The sequence below is a fragment of the Bombilactobacillus apium genome, assembly GCF_013385145.1.
GTDB classification, from domain to species: domain Bacteria; phylum Bacillota; class Bacilli; order Lactobacillales; family Lactobacillaceae; genus Bombilactobacillus; species Bombilactobacillus apium.
Genome location: NZ_JABZEC010000001.1, coordinates 176,420 through 189,912, shown reverse-complemented (window position 1 = coordinate 189,912; position 13,493 = coordinate 176,420). Strand labels below are relative to the sequence as shown.

Here is a 13,493-nt window from a genome sequence, read left to right as displayed (position 1 = left end):
AGAAAAGCTCCTTTCTTGATAAGTCGCTTCAAATGATATGCCAGAGCTTTCTAGTTTGTCAAATCTTTCTCTTCAATTAGGAAAAATCTGTCAATAATTCTGCTGCTTGCAAGTAGGGCCGTGCTCCCGCAGCAATTAATTCGTTACAGCCTAAAGATAGCGGACTATCAATTGGTCCAGGAACCGCCCAAACATTGCGATTACTCTCTAAAGCTAGTTCGGCAGTAATTAAAGTTCCACTGCGATGGCGAGCTTGAGTAACCAGCAAACTTTGACACAAGCCGGCAATAATCCGATTTCTTTGTGGAAAATAATAGCGACGGGGTGTAGTTTGGGGCGGGTATTCTGAAAGTAACAAACCTTGCTGCGCAATTTGCTTTTGTAGTCGCTGATTGGCCCGTGGATAAAAGTAATCCAACCCATTGCCTAAGACCGCAATTGTCGCTCCTTGATGAAACAAAGTTTCTCGATGACAGCAAGCATCAGCTCCCAAGGCCAAACCGCTGACTGTCGTAATTTTTTGATGAACTAGCTGGGGAAGCAATCCCTTAATAATCCGCTCCGTATAATGGGAACACTGACGGGCACCGACAATTGCCAGAGTCGGAGTCTTAAGTAAACGGAGGTTTCCTTGATAATACAAGATTACGGGAGGATTGTAAATCTCTCGTAGTTTTTGCGGATAATTATCATCTAAGAAAGTTAAATAAGATCCCCTAAGATTTTCTTTTTGTTGGCCCCAGCGACGCTGAAAAAGCTCCTTTCGTTCAGAAGAGAGTTGTTGCTCAAGCCAAGTCAATAATTGCGAGCTTGAGCTTCCAGTATAGCGTTGGTACTGAGACATTTTCAACAATAAGCGATTACTGGGAATTCGCGTTTGAACACAGCGATTGATTAATTGTCTTAATTCCATTTTCAAATCCACCCTTACGGTTTATTTGAAATTACCCCAAAGATTGGCGAGCTTTTCCAACGGGCGCGAAACTCTGCCGATGCAAAGGACAAGGACCCACGGCTTGGAGATGTTCCAGATGAATTTTAGTTCCATAGCCGGCATTTTGAGCTAAACCGTAACCAGGATAAACCTGATCATAGTCAGCCATTAAATGATCACGATAAACTTTGGCGACGATACTAGCGGCTCCAATCGGAATACTTTGGGCATCACCTTTAATCAGACGGGTTTGGGGAAGATCCACCGGAATCCTCATCGCATCCACTAGCAAATGATCTGGTTGAATTCGTAAATGTTGAACAGCTTGGCGCATCGTTAATTCTGTAGCATGGTAAATATTTTCGCGATCAATCAACTGCGGACTCCCAACGCCAATACTGACATCAATAGCTTGAGCCACAATTTGGGGATATAATTTTTCTCTTTGACGAACACTTAATTGTTTGGAATCATTAATTCCTAAGACAACCGCTTCTGCGGGCCAAATTACCGCCGCTGTAACTACCGGCCCCGCTAAGGGACCCCGCCCTACTTCATCGACACCGGCCACGATTTGTCCAGCTTGCCAGTAGGGTTGCTCCCACTTGGTTCGATCCTGAAAGGCCTGCCTTAGTTCAGCCCGCTTTTCTTGGAGATGCTGATGCTGGCAAACTAAGAGTTGGACTCCCTTCCGGGGATCTGCTTCTAATTGTTGCCAAGCAGTATCCGGGAGTTGTTTTTCTTGAAAAAGTTGACGAAGTTGCGAAATCGGATAAGTTTGCCAATCAGTCATGATTATTCTCCACCCGATCTAAACTGTACCGTCCTAAACGCAATTGACGTACATCTTGAATAATTTTTTGAGCGGTCCGCTCATAGTCTTCTTGCCAAGCCCAAGCCTGCGTTAAATGAATTAAAAGATCACTCCCAGAGACTTTTAAATCACTGTCATCGAGCTGATACATTTTTTGCAGAGCTGCCGGATAATACTGGCGCCAAAAGTCTAAGGCAAAAACAGCTAGTTCTGAAGCCGAAACTAAGCTATCTTTAATCGCCCCACTCAAGGCTAACTTGAGACCATTGGTTTGGTCTTCGATTTTCGGCCATAAGACTCCCGGAGTATCCAAAAGTTCTAAATTATGGGGAGCCTTTAGCCAATTTTGATTTTTCGTCACCCCTGGACGATTACCGGTGACCGCAACTTTCTTTCCCACCAATTTGTTTAACAAAGTGGACTTACCGACATTGGGAATTCCCACACACATTGCCCGAATCGTATAATTACGCACTCCACTTTGTTGATATTTTTTCAACCGCGGGGCTAATTTCTGTTCAATTGCTAGCGTTAACTCAGATAAATTCTGATGGTGTTGAACATCAAGAGGAACAACCGTCACACCCTGTTCTTGAAAGTAGCGGACCCATTGCTGGGTTTGTTGCCCATCGGCCAGGTCACTTTTATTTAAAATTATGATCCGTTTGGGTTCCGGAACAATTTGTTTTAAAACCGGATTAGCTGAAGCTAAGGGGAGTCGCGCATCTCGCAACTCTAAGACAACATCAACAAATTTTAGGTTCGCCTGAATTTGATTTTTGGCCTTATTCATATGGCCAGGATACCATTGGATTGTCATTATTAATAAAACTCCTTCTCCAAATTCTCTCACGTAAAAATCTTAACATAATTTTAGATTACTATAAGGAAAAACTTATTAAAAAGTAATGAAAGCAAAAAGAAAAACAATCTCTTTTTCGAGCAGATTTACTGAATAAATCTGCTGAATAGGGATTGCTTTTAATATCATTTAGCAGTTAAAATTTCTTGGGCCTTTTGCAGCATTGGGTCTTGAGCTTGCGCCTTTTTAACTAAGGCTTGAGTCAAGGCTTGGCGAGTCGCGAGATCCAACTTTCCATTAACCGTTATCTTTTGTTTGCTTTGAAAGTCACGTAGAACTTGGACGGTCGTAGCATCCAAAGTTCCGGTTACCGAAAGAGAATAATCTAAAGCCTTTAAAACTTTTTGTGCTCGCTGGATATCGGCATCATTGGCTCCAGCAGTTAAAGTCTTTTGGCTCTTAAAGGCCGTCAAATTCATATATGCCGGATACTTGACAAGGTCAGTTGGCTCAATTCCTCGATGGTTAATCCAATGTTTCTTAGGCGTTAACCATTTAGCGGTTGTGATTTTCATTTCTGACTTAGCCCCCAAAGAATTAACGGTTTGGACGACCCCTTTTCCATAAGTCTTTTCACCAACTAAGGGAATTTGAGCAGACTCATGCAAAGCTGCCGCAAAAATTTCAGCCGCACTCGCACTGCCGCCATCAACGAGGACTACAGTTGGCAACTTAATTTTTGTCCCCCCGAGATACTTTGCTGCCGCCCGATAAGTCTTTTGTTCACCTGCTCGATCCGTAATTGTCATAATGGCTTTCCCATTAGGTACAAAAAGACTAGCCGCGGCAATCGCCTGATCCATCACTCCTCCAGGATTATTGCGGACATCAATGACTAACTTGCGGGCTCCCTTACGCTGTAATTTCTGGATCTCCCGCTTTAATTCGGTGGCTGTTTTTTCAGAAAATTGAGTAATCGTGACTTGACCCACCTGAGAATTTTGTTTGGTTAACTCACCATGCACCGTGGCTACTTGAATAGGTGCCCGCCGCAAAGTCTTCGTAAAAGTCCGATCCTGACGCTTGATGGTCAAAACGACCTTCGTCCCTTGCTTACCCCGAGTTAACTGGGAAGCTTTCCTGACGGTCATTTTCTTGGTACTGTGTTGATTAATCTTTTGGATTTGATCTCTAGCTTTTAATCCGGCCTTGGCCGCGGGGGAATGCGGCATCGCCGAGACAATTTGAATTTGGTCACCGTTTTGTTCGATCGTGGCCCCAATTCCCGAAATTTTACCAGAAATACTTTCATCAAAATCTGTTTGATTTTGCGAGGTTAAAAGTTGCGAATAAGGATCATCCAAAGTATCTAACATCCCTTGAATTGCCCCATTAACCAGTTGCTGAGACTTAACCGGCTGGTAATAGTTTTGCATAATATTTTGATAAGCCTCGGTCACCGAATTCAAAGGTGCACTAGAAGAGCTTAAGAGTTTCAAGGCGACAAAGGCAAAGGTTAAGGCTGAGCCCAAGAGGAGGCTTAGGACACTGACTCCGAGGACAAATTTTCCTGAAAATTTTCGCTTCATATTTTCTTATCCTTAATTAAAGTTACCTTCGGACGCCCGATACCGTTCAAAGGCCTGATCAAAAATCGACATACTCGGTAAATACGAACCGTTTAATTCCAAGTATTCCGATAAAGGTTCATATTCTTTTTCTTGTTGCGGAAATTGCTGATCAAAAAAAGCAGCATCCGCAAAATGAGCTAGGGGATCAGAATTTTCTGGATCCCGCTGGCTCATTAAAAATTGGTAGAAGGTCTTGTGCATTTTAACTCCTAAAATTTATTCGAATAAACTTTGACCCGTAGTTGATTTTCTTGCAAATTCAACTTTTGAATTCGGAAGTAGTAACCATCGCTACTGGTCTGCTGATATTGCTCCAAATTGATCTTAATCAAGCGACGACTACTTTGAACTTGGACCCACTTAGGAAAATGATAATTATGCTGGATATAAAACATTAAAAATTCAACCGGAACTCCCAGTTTGCCAACTTTTAAACCGCGAACTCGTAACTGAACCCCACCAGTCTTAGTAGCTGTAGCATCCGTTATCAATTCAAAATGAATCTTCGACCCTAAGAAAACGACCGTTCCCAAAAGACTAACGTGTTCCCCAACTTTTAAACTATACTTAATATCACCTTGACTGAGTTGTTTGTCAATATAGTGATTGGCTAAACGTTCAACTTGTTGATTGGTCAAAGCGACATCAAAGATGGCTTTCTTAGACGAAGCCTTGCTACTTTCTTCCGTTTGGGGTTCAGTTGACTTCTCAGGCCAAAAGGCTAAAGTCGTGGACGTAGCAACTGTTCCGATAATCAAAATAACCAACAGCCAAAAGGCCCACTTCCAAAAATTGTGCTTCTTAGCATCCTGTGTTCGTTGCATTCTATCGACTCCATTCTTTCTTAGTCTTAACTAGCTGTCGCCACAGTTTCTGGGTCATTAATTTATAACCCCGATCATTAGGGTGAAAATGATCCTTTTTATACAACAAGGGATTACTAGCTTCTTTACTAATTTTAGAATATGTGACGCGTTTCGGCTGTGCTAATGCACTTAAATCGACAAAATGAACGCGAGATTCTTCAGTAGTGACTTCTTTTGTATTTTGATTCCAATATTTGACGGCTTTTTTCACACCTACAGCTTGCGGAAGATAAATCTGAAAAGGATTGTAGATTCCGTAAACATAAATTGGGGCGCGCGCATTCTGAGAGCGAATTAGAGCCAACAACTGAGTTAGATTAGCCGTATATTCCTGCTGATAATGGGCTAATTTCTGAGGTGTCAATTTAGTTCCATAATGCTGCAAAGCATGCATCACATCATTGCCACCTAAAGTTAAAATAATGATTCGACTATTTTTAATTTTTTTTTGAATTTTAGTTTTTTCGCGCAAACGCGCTAAAATTTGTTGGCTAGTTTCCCCACTCACACCGTAATTATGCACTTGAACTGGTCTGCGAACTGTTTTTTTGAGAGGGGCTTGAATTAAATAACAATAGCCGCCGCGATGATGACTATCGCCAACTCCATAAGTTAAGGAATCTCCTAAGGCGGTAACTTGAAAAGCCGTCTTTTTGGATTTGGCTTGGCTAACTGAAAGACTCACTGTCCCCAACAAGAAAACTAAACTCACACAGATTATTCTGCGCCAGTAAATGCCCTTCCTAGACATCGAAAAACCTTCTTCCGCAGAAAATTAAGCAAACAAAAAGCGAACGTAACTAAGACTGATTAATAACAAGAACTAGGCAAAAGCTTCTCTTTATCTTTTGATCTTGGCGACGTAGCTTCTCCAAAGCAAAGTTAAAAATTACACAAAAACTTTACTTGTAATAATAAATGATCGCAAAAGCACCCAAACCAGCATGGGTGGAAATTACAGGACTCGTAACTTCCGTCACAATTGGAACTTGGGGCCAACGTTCTTTAATCTGTTGCGTAAACTTTTGGGGCAGATAATCATCATTGACATAGGAAAAAGAAACTCCACCTAAACGATCTCCGTGCTCGATTAATTCTTGAACTTTCGCTTGGGCAAAGTTTTGGATAGTCTTAATCCCCCGACCCTTTTTGGCAATTCTTAATTTGCCATCTCGTAATTCAACAACAATACTAATTTTTAAAAAGGTCGTTAAACTCGCAGCTAGTTTACCTAAACGACCTCCTTTGACAATGTTCTCTAAAGTTGGCATCGCCACGTAAACTTTGGTTGTCTCTCGAATTTTAGTTAATTCTGGTAAAATCTCAGCAATTGAAGCCCCGGCTTGCGCCATTTCAGCAGCTTTCAAAACTTGGAAGCTTAAACCACTATCGGTAAAGTCACTATCAATTACCGTCACCTTGGTTGAACTAAGCTGGGCAGCCTGTTGAGCAGAGGTCACGGTACCACTCAAGCCCTTGGTCATCGTAATCGCCAAGACTTCACTACCATCCTGACCCAATTCGTCAAAAACCTCCACAAAACGGCCAATTGCTGGTTGGCTAGATTTGGGTAACTGGTCTGATTCCGCCATTTTTTGGACAAATTCTGAACGGGTAATTGTTTCTCCATCAACATATTGTTGCCCTCCAACTTCTACATTCAAGGGTATTTCGTGAATAGAATATGCTTGCATTTGCGCAGCGGTTAATTGAATTGAAGAATCCGTTACAATCTTAACAGTTGTCATGTCATTCCTACCTTTATCCTTTAGGCTATTTAATATATAATTTAAGTTATTGACTACTGGTTCTCAGTATAAACTATCGTCTAAACTTTAACAATTAAGGAATAATAAGGAGATCTTACACCGTGAAACTACTTGAAAGTCCCCGTCAAGTTTCCAAAATCTATCGTTTAACAAACGAAATTTTCAGTGCCGTGACCCATGGAATTGGCGTTGTTCTCGCCGTCATCGGGGCGGTACTTTTAATTATCAAGGCTTGTACTCATGGATCTTTACAGGCCAGCGAATTAAGTTCTTACTTAATTTACAGCTTTACTCTTTTTTTTCTCTATCTTTGTTCGACCCTTTACCACAGTCTTTATTTCACCCGGGCCCAACACGTCTTCCAAATTCTTGACCATAGCTCGATTTTTTTATTAATTGCCGGAACATATACTCCCTTTTGCGTCTTAGGAATTCCTCAACCCCTAAATTGGTGGCTTTTGGGAACAATTTGGGCAATCACCATTGGAGGGATTATTTATAAGATTTTTAACGTCGGCCATCATCCGGTTATTGATACTAGCCTATATGTGATTATGGGCTGGATGGTCGTAGTGGCGATGAAACCCTTACATCAAGCCCTCGGTGATACCGGGATTGCCCTTTTATTTTGGGGTGGCGTGGCCTTTACCGCAGGCGCTTTACTCTATATCATGCGCGGAATTAAATATATCCACGTTATCTGGCATCTCTTTGTGATGCTCGGGACCGGCTTAATGTTTTTTGCAGTCTACTTCTATCTCTAAGTTCCGGCGCCGATAAAGTAAAAATTCATGTTCCCAGGGATTGTCTGCATTGACAATCCCTTTTTGGCGTTTAATTAAGTCAAATTGGTCGTAGTCAATCGGCACCATGTGCACATCCCCCGTAAAAGTATGGGCAATCTTAGTAACATATAAATACTCGACTTCTGGTAAAAAAGCTTGAAAAACACTGCGACCACCAAAAATAAAAACACGGGGATCATTTTGAATTAGTTCTTCTACCGCCTCTTTACTGGAAGCCAATTCAGTTTGTGGCCAAGGCCGCTTTTGTCGCGTCAAGACAATATTTCGGCGATGAGGTAAAGCCCCTTGGGGAAAACTAAGAAAAGTCTTACGTCCCATCACAATCGTACTTTCCAAGGTCGTTTGTTTCAAATAGTGTAAATCAGCAGGCAAACGCCAAGGTAAATGACCTGCTTGGCCGATTAAATGATTCTGGTCTTCTGCCCAAATGAAAGCTAACATTTCCTTCCTCCTAAACCGCTACCGGAGCTTTGATTGCTCCTTGGGGATGATAATCTTGAATTTGAATATCTTGCGGCCTTAAGTCTTCTAATGAGGTCAAAGCTGGATCCAAAATTAATTGTGGTCCCGCCGTCGGCGTCCGACTCAATTGTTCTTCAACTTGGGTCCGATGATTTTGGTAGATATGAGCATCACCGAAAGTATGGACAAACTCACCAACCTCTAAGCCAGTCACCTTCGCCAAGAGATGAGTTAATAAAGCGTAACTGGCAATATTAAAGGGGACCCCTAAAAACATATCGGCACTCCGTTGATATAACTGACAAGATAAATGACCCTCGCGAACATAAAATTGACATAAGGTATGACATGGTGGTAAGGCCATCTGGGCTACTTCTGCCGGATTCCAAGCAGTTAAAATTAAGCGCCGTGAATCCGGTGTCGTCTTAATCTGCTGCACTAACTGGGCAATTTGATCAATCTCTTGTCCATCAGCTCTGCGCCAATGACGCCACTGTTTGCCGTAAACATTTCCCAATTCGCCATATTTTTGGGCAAAAGCAACATCCGCCAAGATTCGCTCACAAAATTGCTTTTTTTGACTTTGATATTCCTGATTAAAGTCTGGATCCACCAAATGTCGGTGACCGAAATCCTGCATATCAGGACCTTGATAGTCACTACTATTCACAAAACGTTCAAAGGCCCATTCATCCCAGATATGATTCTTATGTTCGAGTAAATATCTGATATTGCTATCTCCCCGCAAAAACCAGAGTAATTCGGTCTTGATTAATCCTAAAGGAACCTTCTTAGTCGTTAATAGAGGAAAAGAATCCTGGAGATCAAAACGCAATTGATACCCAAATAGACTGTAAGTTCCTGTTTGGGTACGATCATTCTTGTAGTGCCCTTCTTCTAAGACTGTGCGTAACATTTGCAAATACTGTAATTCATTTTTTGTCGACATCAAGCTCACCTCTCCGATAATTCTAACCAGCGTTCAGAAACTTGGTCCAAAGTTTGTTCTAAAGCCTCTAATTCTTTTTGATCAGCAATTAATTTTTGATAATCCTGACCTTCTGTCGCCATCCGCTGCTTTAATTGTTCCTGTTCTTCTTCTAAATGTTCAATCTTTGGCTCTAACTCTTTTAACTCTAACTGTTCTTGATAAGTTAATTTCTTCGGCTTAGATGCTGTCGTTGCTGGGGAACTTTTGCTGGTCTTATCTGCTTTAGCAATTTTAGCTTTCTCTTGGTGTGCGATTTCTAAATATTCCGAATAAGAACCCCAATAACGCTTAACCTGCCCGTGACCTTGGAAAACCAAAAGATTACTGGTAATTTTATCGAGAAAGTAGCGATCATGAGAAACCGCAACGACACAACCGCGAAAATTATTCAAATAGTCTTCCAAGATGGTCATGGTTTGAATATCGAGGTTGTTTGTCGGTTCATCCAGTAACAAAACATTTGGTTGCTGAATCAAAATCGCCAATAAATATAAGCGCCTCTGTTGTCCTCCTGATAAATCTCGGATAAAGGCCCCCTGTTGGCGAGAAGAAAACAAAAACTGTTCCAGTAGTTGCGAAGCTGAAAGGCGATAGCCAGAACTATTTTCCACATTTTGGCCCACAGCTTCTAGATAATTAATCACTCTTTGATCCGGAGCCATCCCTTCAACATGCTGGGTGTAATAACCAATTCTCACGGTCTGGCCAACCGTCAATTTTCCTTGACTTAAAGCTTGCCGTTGGGCTAGGACATTCAAAAAACTACTCTTACCGACGCCATTGCCTCCGATAACCCCGATATGTTCGCCGGCGTTAATTTGTAAAGAAAAATCGATTAAAAGATCCTTACCACCAATTTCAAGCCCCGCCTCTTCTAAACGAAAAACATCTTTACCTAATCTTTGTTGTTTAATATCAATGGTCAATTCGCGTTGATCATCAGCAGCGGCTTGCTGAACTTGTTGACTCAATTCATGAAAACGATCCACGCGCGCATTCTGCTTTGTTCCTCGAGCCTGAACTCCGGCTTGCATCCATTTCAATTCTTGCCGGTATAAATTCCGTTGATGTTGCTGGGTCGCCGCGAGAGTCGCTTCATTTTGCGCCTTTTGATCTACATAAGCTTCATAATTACCTTGGTATTCTTGCAATTTCTGATGATCAATTTCCCAAATCCGGTTGGCAACTTGATTTAAGAAATAACGATCATGGGTTACAAAAATAATCGCGCCAGCATAATTATTCAAAAAAGTCGCTAACCACTTAATCGCTGCTTCATCCAAGTGATTGGTTGGCTCATCTAAAATCAACAAATCGGCTGGAGCTAATAAGACCTGGGCTAAAGCAACTAATCGCTGCTGGCCCCCAGAAAGTTGGGCTAGCTGTTGTTGAAAATCAACAATCCCTAGCTTAGTCAAAATGGTTTCTACTTGGGACTGCAATTCCCAGCCATCAACTTGATCCATTTGGGACTGCAATTTAAAAAAGTGGTCCGCAATTCGGGAATCCTCTGGATTTTGCCCGTAAGCTTTCAAAGTTTGTTCATACTGACGGACGGTCGCATATAGAGCTTCTTTCCCTTGCACAACCGCTTCCAAAACCGAAAGACTCTGATCTAACTGGGGATTTTGCTGTAAATAACTAATTTGGTAATCTCTAGGGTGCGTAATAGTTTTGGTTTGATAATAGTGTTCATCAACCAGACAATTTAATAAAGTCGTCTTGCCGGTCCCATTGAGACCAATCAACCCAATTCGATCGGGGGTTTGAATTTTAAAACTAATCTGATCAAAGAGAGTTTTATCGCCCATTGTTTGACTCAAATTTTCCACACTTAATGTTTTCATCTTAATCACTCAATTTCTTTTTTGCTGTAAGAACTGGGTCAAAGCAATGACTTGATTTGGTATCTTTCGAGCTACAACTGCTTGCTGGAGTTCTTCCAAAAGACGTCCCACCTCTGGCCCCGGTGCTAAATGCAAAATTTCCATAATTGCTTGACCACCAAGAGCTAGATCCTGGCTACAGTAAATCGGCAAATGTTCTTGTCTTTCTTGTAACTCTTGCGCCCAGTTACTCTTGCCAGTCACTAATAAAACCTCTTGCGCTAGTTGACTACTCTTTGTTCCCGCTTGATACAAATCCCAGTCTCGCCATGTATTTAATTGTAACAAAGTTACTGCTCTTGTAACCCGCTTTTGAGTTTCATTAGTCGTTTTCCAAGCCCGTAACAAAGATCGCAATTGAGTCGGCGGCAATTGCCATAAATAGCCGATTAAAGTCCAGACTACTGCTTCACTAGTTAAAGGTTGTGAACTTTGCCCAGCTAGGCAACGACAATCGTGTCCTTTAAACTGCGGACAATAACTAGCCAAGCCCGTAGCTTGAAAAGAGTCTAAACCCAATTTACGATAAGGTGCCAACATTAACTTAATAAACTCGACATGAATTCGTTCTACAGCAATCTTCGTTAATAAAGCTGCATTTTGCGTGATTCCAGCCAAAGTCTGCTCCGCAATCGGAAAACCAAATTGCGCTTGAAAACGAACCGCACGCATCATTCGTAAGGCATCTTCATGAAAACGAGCTTCGGCTTGCCCCACAGCCCTGATTTGACCTCGCCGTAAGTCTTCCAAGCCGCCAAATAAGTCGTGAACTTCTCCTGTCGCATCCAAGGCTAAAGCATTGATCGTAAAATCACGCCGCTGCAGATCCATATCTAAAGATCGCACGAATTCGACATGATCTGGCCTTCGATAGTCCTGATAACCGGATTCTGTCCGAAAAGTTGTAACCTCATAATTTTCGTGATTTAAAACCACGGTTACAGTTCCATGTTGAATTCCGGTATCAATTGTCTGAGCAAACAAGCTTTTAATTTCCGCCGGATAAGCGCTGGTTGCTAAATCAACATCATGAATTGGTCGTTGCAAAATGGTGTCACGGACGCAGCCACCAACATAGTAAGCTTGAAATCCTGCCTGATTTAAAGTTTGTAAAACCGGTAAAGCATCCTGCAAGGGTTGAGGTAGAGTCTTAATCTTCATCTAGGCCTCGCAATTCTTGGGCTAAGGCATCCATTTCGTAATCATCAGGAACCAATTTTAAATACTTATCTAAAGCCGCCTTGAGGGCTGGGAGCTTATCTTGAGTACCCTGCTGTAAAACGGTAATCAAATCATGTAAATAAACAGGATCAGCTTGATAGGCTTGGTAAACAGCCAATAAGTCAGTTTGCGCCGCGGTAATTTGGTCTAAGTGTAATTCTGAGCGACCTCGATTCCAAATTGCCTGCGGTTCATCTTGAAGCTGTTTTTCAAATTGAGCTAAGAGATCTAAGTTCGTTTGATCTTGTCCCAGTTTTAAATACAAGCTACTGAGACTCAAGACTAAAGCTGTATTCTCACTGACTTGCTTAATTCCCATTTGCAATAACTGAACCGCTGTTTCAGGCTCTGCCAACTTCTGGGCAGCCTGAGAACCAACTTTATAGAGTTTAACTTGGAAGGGATCATAACTTAAGCCAGTTTGCGCGAAGCGCAAGGCTTTGTCTGGTTGGTCTTGCTTGAAGGCCAACTTAGCCGCCAATAAATACCCCGGCGCATAATCGGGACTAAGTTGAAATAATTGTTCCAAGACTTTTTTGGTCAAAGAATTTCGCTCTAATTTATTTGCTAGACTAGCGTAATTATATAGGTTATCAGCATTTAAAAAAGCCAAGGGAGTCTGTTGATAAGCCTGGACGGCTTCTTCATACTGGCCTAGTCCAGCGTAAACAGCAGCTAAACGTTGAGAAATAACAATTCCTGAGATTTCTTTTTCACCTTGGGATTGTAATTTTTCATAAAAGGTTAGGGCAGCTGCAAATTTATTTTCGTTAAAGTATAATTCCGCTAAAGCAAATTGAATCACGGATTCTTTTGGAGCTAAATGAATCGCCTGCTGCAATTTCTGCTCACTAACTTCATACAAGCCTAAGGTCTGATACAAATCAGCTCCCACTAGGAGAGCGTTCAAATAGGCCGGGGAATCTGGTGACACCTGGGCCAATAAGTCGGTTGCTGCGTCAACTTGATCATTGGAAATTTTTATTTCCGCTAGATTAACTTTTAAAATATCTTCTTGAGGGTATTGATCCAAAAGGTGTTGATAAATTTGGGCAGCTTGCTGACTGAAACCAGCCTGACCCAGCTGTTCAGCTCCCGCAAACAATTCTTCCGGGTCATCGAACTGGAGGGCCTTTTCTAATAACTGGACACTATTAGCAAGCTCACCAGTATTTAATTGTGCTAACATTTGATCTACAAAAGCCATGTTAACCTTCCTTTCAAATGTTTACCTTATCATAATTGAAGGAGACAGAACAGTCTCCCAAAGACAAAAAAATAGAAACAACCCAGTCGTTGTTTCTATCTTTT

General features: G+C 41.7%; 14 protein-coding genes. 1 reads left to right on the top strand and 13 read right to left on the bottom strand.

Annotation, left to right across the window (positions count from 1 at the left end):
• Window positions 1-76: 76 nt before the first annotated feature.
• From dprA to HU830_RS00890, 8 genes are all read right to left on the bottom strand, one after another.
• Window positions 77-913: a DNA-processing protein DprA gene (gene dprA, locus HU830_RS00925; protein WP_176941943.1), complete on the bottom strand. Its 837-nt coding sequence runs from the start codon at window positions 911-913 to the stop codon at window positions 77-79.
• Window positions 914-944: 31 nt separating this feature from the next.
• Window positions 945-1,727, bottom strand: a complete 783-nt coding sequence (locus HU830_RS00920; protein ID WP_176941942.1) for a ribonuclease HII — start codon at window positions 1,725-1,727, stop codon at window positions 945-947.
• Window positions 1,720-2,568, bottom strand: coding sequence for a ribosome biogenesis GTPase YlqF (gene ylqF / locus HU830_RS00915; protein WP_176941941.1), 849 nt, complete (start codon window positions 2,566-2,568; stop codon window positions 1,720-1,722). Before ylqF ends, HU830_RS00920 begins: the two co-directional genes overlap by 8 nt.
• 167 nt (window positions 2,569-2,735) lie before the next feature.
• Complete coding sequence (locus HU830_RS00910) at window positions 2,736-4,139, bottom strand: S41 family peptidase (RefSeq protein ID WP_176941940.1); 1,404 nt, start codon at window positions 4,137-4,139, stop codon at window positions 2,736-2,738.
• Between the two features lie 12 nt (window positions 4,140-4,151).
• On the bottom strand, window positions 4,152-4,382 hold the full coding sequence (locus tag HU830_RS00905; RefSeq protein ID WP_176941939.1) for a YozE family protein: 231 nt from the start codon (window positions 4,380-4,382) through the stop codon (window positions 4,152-4,154).
• An 8-nt stretch (window positions 4,383-4,390) separates the two neighbouring features.
• Window positions 4,391-5,005 (bottom strand): YpmS family protein, encoded by a 615-nt coding sequence (locus HU830_RS00900; RefSeq protein WP_176941938.1) that lies wholly within the window; start codon window positions 5,003-5,005, stop codon window positions 4,391-4,393.
• A 1-nt stretch (window position 5,006) separates the two neighbouring features.
• Window positions 5,007-5,798: a DUF459 domain-containing protein gene (locus tag HU830_RS00895; RefSeq protein ID WP_176941937.1), complete on the bottom strand. Its 792-nt coding sequence runs from the start codon at window positions 5,796-5,798 to the stop codon at window positions 5,007-5,009.
• 151 nt (window positions 5,799-5,949) lie between these two features.
• Window positions 5,950-6,795 (bottom strand): DegV family protein, encoded by an 846-nt coding sequence (locus HU830_RS00890; protein ID WP_176941936.1) that lies wholly within the window; start codon window positions 6,793-6,795, stop codon window positions 5,950-5,952.
• A gap of 122 nt (window positions 6,796-6,917) precedes the next feature.
• On the opposite strand from HU830_RS00890, the gene trhA reads away from it, so the two are divergent.
• Window positions 6,918-7,580 carry a PAQR family membrane homeostasis protein TrhA gene (gene trhA / locus HU830_RS00885; RefSeq protein ID WP_324196225.1) on the top strand — a complete coding sequence of 221 codons (663 nt, stop codon included), beginning with the start codon at window positions 6,918-6,920 and terminating at the stop codon, window positions 7,578-7,580.
• On the opposite strand, the gene HU830_RS00880 is transcribed toward trhA, so the two are convergent.
• Genes HU830_RS00880 through HU830_RS00860 form a run of 5 tightly spaced genes read right to left on the bottom strand, consistent with a single transcriptional unit; the run spans window position 7,548 to window position 13,389 of the window.
• Window positions 7,548-8,063 carry a dihydrofolate reductase gene (locus tag HU830_RS00880; RefSeq protein ID WP_176941935.1) on the bottom strand — a complete coding sequence of 172 codons (516 nt, stop codon included), beginning with the start codon at window positions 8,061-8,063 and terminating at the stop codon, window positions 7,548-7,550. The genes trhA and HU830_RS00880 overlap by 33 nt on opposite strands.
• 10 nt (window positions 8,064-8,073) lie before the next feature.
• Window positions 8,074-9,033, bottom strand: a complete 960-nt coding sequence (locus tag HU830_RS00875) for a thymidylate synthase (RefSeq protein WP_176941934.1) — start codon at window positions 9,031-9,033, stop codon at window positions 8,074-8,076.
• A 5-nt stretch (window positions 9,034-9,038) separates the two neighbouring features.
• On the bottom strand, window positions 9,039-10,922 hold the full coding sequence (locus tag HU830_RS00870; RefSeq protein WP_176941933.1) for an ABC-F family ATP-binding cassette domain-containing protein: 1,884 nt from the start codon (window positions 10,920-10,922) through the stop codon (window positions 9,039-9,041).
• Window positions 10,923-10,931: 9 nt separating this feature from the next.
• Entirely contained in the window at window positions 10,932-12,122 is a 1,191-nt protein-coding gene (locus tag HU830_RS00865; protein ID WP_176941932.1) for a CCA tRNA nucleotidyltransferase, read from the bottom strand.
• Entirely contained in the window at window positions 12,112-13,389 is a 1,278-nt protein-coding gene (locus HU830_RS00860) for a tetratricopeptide repeat protein (RefSeq protein ID WP_176941931.1), read from the bottom strand. The genes HU830_RS00865 and HU830_RS00860 overlap by 11 nt, the downstream gene beginning before the upstream one ends.
• Window positions 13,390-13,493: the final 104 nt, after the last annotated feature.